The 3,736-nt window shown below is 43.4% G+C and carries 6 protein-coding genes and 1 pseudogene; 4 read left to right on the top strand and 3 right to left on the bottom strand.

Translation table 11 applies throughout. The features are described 5' to 3' along the window. A partial coding sequence (locus O9332_RS05805; RefSeq protein WP_288024207.1) for a hypothetical protein occupies positions 1 to 273 on the top strand: 273 nt, incomplete at its 5' end. A gap of 12 nt (positions 274 to 285) precedes the next feature. Here O9332_RS05805 and O9332_RS05800 read toward each other — a convergent pair. Beyond that, positions 286 to 1,179 (bottom strand): annotated as a pseudogene (locus O9332_RS05800) (hypothetical protein). Between the two features lie 11 nt (positions 1,180 to 1,190). Here O9332_RS05800 and O9332_RS05795 point away from each other — a divergent pair. Continuing rightward, complete coding sequence (locus O9332_RS05795) at positions 1,191 to 1,583, top strand: hypothetical protein (RefSeq protein WP_002748454.1); 393 nt, start codon at positions 1,191 to 1,193, stop codon at positions 1,581 to 1,583. Positions 1,584 to 1,777: 194 nt separating this feature from the next. Here the strand turns inward: O9332_RS05795 and O9332_RS05790 are convergent, their stop codons facing one another. Further along, positions 1,778 to 2,041 carry a hypothetical protein gene (locus O9332_RS05790; protein ID WP_287970217.1) on the bottom strand — a complete coding sequence of 88 codons (264 nt, stop codon included), beginning with the start codon at positions 2,039 to 2,041 and terminating at the stop codon, positions 1,778 to 1,780. A gap of 173 nt (positions 2,042 to 2,214) precedes the next feature. Here O9332_RS05790 and O9332_RS05785 point away from each other — a divergent pair, with 173 nt between their 5' ends. Beyond that, positions 2,215 to 2,754, top strand: coding sequence for a hypothetical protein (locus O9332_RS05785; RefSeq protein ID WP_288024203.1), 540 nt, complete (start codon positions 2,215 to 2,217; stop codon positions 2,752 to 2,754). A gap of 25 nt (positions 2,755 to 2,779) precedes the next feature. Here O9332_RS05785 and O9332_RS05780 read toward each other — a convergent pair whose 3' ends face one another. Continuing rightward, on the bottom strand, positions 2,780 to 3,145 hold the full coding sequence (locus tag O9332_RS05780) for a hypothetical protein (protein ID WP_288024200.1): 366 nt from the start codon (positions 3,143 to 3,145) through the stop codon (positions 2,780 to 2,782). Positions 3,146 to 3,408: 263 nt separating this feature from the next. On the opposite strand from O9332_RS05780, the gene O9332_RS05775 reads away from it, so the two are divergent. After that, on the top strand, positions 3,409 to 3,609 hold the full coding sequence (locus O9332_RS05775; protein WP_288024198.1) for a DUF2283 domain-containing protein: 201 nt from the start codon (positions 3,409 to 3,411) through the stop codon (positions 3,607 to 3,609). The last annotated feature ends 127 nt before the right edge of the window (positions 3,610 to 3,736 follow it).

Here is a 3,736-nt window from a genome sequence, read left to right as displayed (position 1 = left end):
CAATTAGTGTTTAATGAACGAATAGTGCCGATAGTTGGGCTTAAGTGGGGAACAAGAGTCGCTCGATTTAGCAGTGGAATTAGCCCTACAATCGGCGTAGGGCTAATTCATGAATTAGCCCTACAATCGGCGTTGTCAAATGGAAAGATGCTCCGAATCAGCACCAGAGCATTGCATCTTTCCTCTTCTGATCTGACAACGCCGAAAACCTTGTGGGGTGCGACTTTTAGACTTTTTTTATTAACGATCGCTTTTGATAATTTCCCCGATTGACTCTCATCGGGATTATGGGACATCCGGTGCGAGAATCAACAATTGTCCCTCCTTATCCTCGCGAATGGCTAGAATCGCCGGACGTTCATTTTCTGCCGACTGGGGGGATAACCCGCGAAAAACATAAGTCTAATTATTATTTTGAATTAATAACCGCCAAACTCGCGGGGGATTAACTTTACTATCATTCGTTTCTTTTCCCCGCAGCTCTTCGAGTAATTTGGTCTCACCGATAATTCGATAACCTTTGAGAGAAGGATCGGTAAAAACATCATCAGGATTGCGACCGATCGCTATCTGTTTTTCCGGTAAAACTAAAGTGATAACCGGTAAGGTAGAAGTATCATTAATTGCATCGCGACGGGCATCGCTCGATCCCTGAATTCGAGCTAACCAAAAAAGAATAATTAATAGCCAAATAACAGCGATCAAATCTTTTCGGAGAGATTCGGGAATTCCCCGGACTAATAAACCTAGAGGGTGAAATTTTTGATGAAATTTCCGTTTAAATTGACTGACAATTGAATAGGATGGCAGGGGAGACAAAATCCAGAGGGTAAATTGAATCGCAAAGGCAACGGCAACCAGTGCCAGAAACGTTCGCAGAAACGCCCCGAAATCGCCACAGAAGACCTGTATCGGCACGAAAAGGAAGGAACGCAAGGGCAAGTCCAGACGGTTAATCTCAAGGCTAAACCAGCCGAAATAGGCCCACCGATAGATCCATCCCGTAAAATAGAGAAAAATCCCCAGCAAACCGAGAAGACTGGCGAAGGTTCCTAGTATCTGTGTTCCGGGAGGGGGAGAATTCGGAGCGCTCACGGCAAAATGTCCCTGATTGGCGTTTTCGATCGCTATCCTACTCGATCGATCGGGTTCTATCGCCAGTTCTTTGTATTTTATCAAGGAGAATAACCATGTCCATCGACGATCCCCGACAAGTTCGTTTTTTAATTGAGAAAATGGAAGCGAGTTTACCAATCCCTGTGCGTGCAACTCCCGAAACGTTAAAACTAGCTGAAACAAAAGGCGAGCGATACAAACCCGATCACCAGTTTTCGATCGATAAAATTTTCTACATGGGAGACGAGGGGGGAATTATTTGTTCCCTAAAAAACGAATCGGGAAAACAAACGAGTCTTGTCTGTTCTTTAACCCATCTACGCATCGATAACTCTCATCCGTTAGCGGCGGATATTCAATCCTACCAGAAAAAGCGATCGATGCGGATCGCACTACAGGATGGTAAAACCGGAAAAGCCCTCCGTATTGCCAAACAAAACCGCCCGAACAAAGGTTTCGGAAAGTAAAAATATATTGACAAAAACCGCAGGTTGGGTTACGAATATCGCTAACCCACCGCATCCAATTATATTCGGGGAATAGGTTCGATCCCCCCTTAGTCCCCCCTTGATAAGGGGGGTGCCGATCCCCCCTGCGCCCTTGATAAGGGGGGTGTATGATAATTTTTAACGCCTACCTACTTAAAACTTGCTTTTAACACTTAAATATCCTCTGCCGTAAAATCTCCCCACGCTTCTCGTCGGGTTTTATCGATATCTTCAGCCGAGGGAGCCTGTCCTAAATCGGCGCATATACCCCATAAAGAGGGACGGGGTTGATTAATTTCTGCCGATTCCGATGCCATTTCTGCGGTAATTTTTTCGATCAGTTGCCGTTTCTCGATCGAGGATAATTTTTCCACCCACCGCATTAGCTCTTGTAGAGTCATATTTCTATCGCTTACCGCATAAAGGAGTACCTTCATAAGTTTTAACATAAAGAGAAGATAAAACGCTTCCCCTTTGACAATCCCGACGCTAAAATATGGAAAAAACCCTCTAGAAAAAACCCTAGGTTGGGTTACTGTTACTCCTAACCCACCACATCCAAGATTGAAAACAGAACCAACTAAATCCTGATCATTCAGGCAAGGTAAAGATGAAAAAACTCTACCCAATAATAACCGCAACTAGCCTAGTTTTTATCGCCTCCCTTGCTGGCTATCATCTACCAGCCACCGGCGATCGATCTCCCGTCAAGAAAATTCCCGTATTCATACCAGATGATACAAATGTATCTTTAAAAAATGGCACTTCTCTATCTGGGAGATTAATCAAGTTCGATTCCCAAGCAAAAACGATCGCTTTAGGGAGAGAATCAAAAACAAAAGAAGTGGCGATGAAAGAGATCAAACAGATAGAGTTTCAAGGCAAGGTTATTATCAAAAGCGGAGAGCTTGTTATTCGTGGGGAAGGGGGATCAAGCAATCCAAAAGAGAATAGAAAACGCTGGCAGGAACCTTTACAGAATTTCAAAATTGTTGATGTTAATGAAGGAAAAGCGGAAGTAACTATAACCTCGCTAGATCCTCTAGAAATAAGAGGGATCGAAGGGGTGGCGAGTAAGAGTTCCTACGTTGTTGAGGAAATTAAATTCAACCCCTCGGACAAAATTGAGATTCAAGTAAACCCCCGTTAAAATTCACAAAGAAGAAGCCTATTTTTTAGGCAATTAAGGAAGACTTTAAATGGGAAAGTTGGCTGATGTATTGTTCGATTATTTTTGGTGATAGTGGATCGTTTAATGTCGGATTAGCGAGGTCAAAGATGATGTCATTGATGAGATATTCCTCATCTGTTTCATAGGCGATATCTTCTCTGCATTCGATGGCATCGGCCCAGTTTTCTAAGTCGGTGGCAGATAGAGCGTTATTAAGATAGCGATCGAGAATATCGATCAGATGCTCTTTTTTTAGGGTGATAATTGCTTCGCTACTGTCCCAAGGAAAGGTTTTTAGGATAGGGAGGATAGTTGATAGGGGTTGGTCAAAGTTGACTAGGGCGTTGAGGTATTCTTGTCTATTTTTCATGGGTAAGTAGGTGGGTGAAATTAAATTGAAAATGGATTTTAGGTTCGATCCCCCCTGCCCCCCTTGATAAGGGGGGTGCCGATCCCCCCTGCCCCCCTTGATAAGGGGGGTTTGATCCCCCCTGCTCCCCTTGATAAGGGGGGTGGCGATCCCCCATGCTCCCCTTGATAAGGGGGGTTTCTGATAATTTTTAACGCCTACCTACTTAGTAATTATAATCTTTTGGTAACTGTCCATTTTGAACGCCGATTAAAGGGGAAACTATGAAAATAAACTATGATCGAGCCGCTAATGCCGCTTATATTCGTCGTTTTGAGGGAAAGGTTATTGATTCTGAGGAAGTAGCGCTGGGGATTATCTATGATTACGATGAGACGGATAGGATTGTAGGGATTGAGATTTTAGGAGTCAAACAGAGAACGGCCGAACGATTCAAAAATATTGATTTTCCGGCTCTTCGGTAATTGTTATGCAATGGACGGGGGTTATAAGGGATGGAACCCTTATATAGAAAAGCATTTAGCGATTTTTGTCAATTGTTTTTGCTCTAGAGCGAACTAATCAATTAAGTCTCTTGCCAGATAAGGATTT

The organism is Microcystis sp. LE19-10.1B (assembly GCF_027530565.1).
In the GTDB taxonomy this organism is placed as follows: domain Bacteria; phylum Cyanobacteriota; class Cyanobacteriia; order Cyanobacteriales; family Microcystaceae; genus Microcystis; species Microcystis aeruginosa.
Note: the sequence above shows the minus strand (reverse complement) of the source record. Positions and strands in the feature narration are given on the sequence as shown.

Excerpts from the sequence above, each read along its gene's own strand:
- O9332_RS05785 (WP_288024203.1), top strand. The coding sequence starts at position 2,215 with ATGAAAAAACTCTACCCAATAATAACCGCAACTAGCCTAGTTTTTATC.
- O9332_RS05775 (WP_288024198.1), top strand. The coding sequence starts at position 3,409 with ATGAAAATAAACTATGATCGAGCCGCTAATGCCGCTTATATTCGTCGT.
- O9332_RS05790 (WP_287970217.1), bottom strand. The coding sequence starts at position 2,041 with ATGAAGGTACTCCTTTATGCGGTAAGCGATAGAAATATGACTCTACAA.
- O9332_RS05795 (WP_002748454.1), top strand. The coding sequence starts at position 1,191 with ATGTCCATCGACGATCCCCGACAAGTTCGTTTTTTAATTGAGAAAATG.
- O9332_RS05780 (WP_288024200.1), bottom strand. The coding sequence starts at position 3,145 with ATGAAAAATAGACAAGAATACCTCAACGCCCTAGTCAACTTTGACCAA.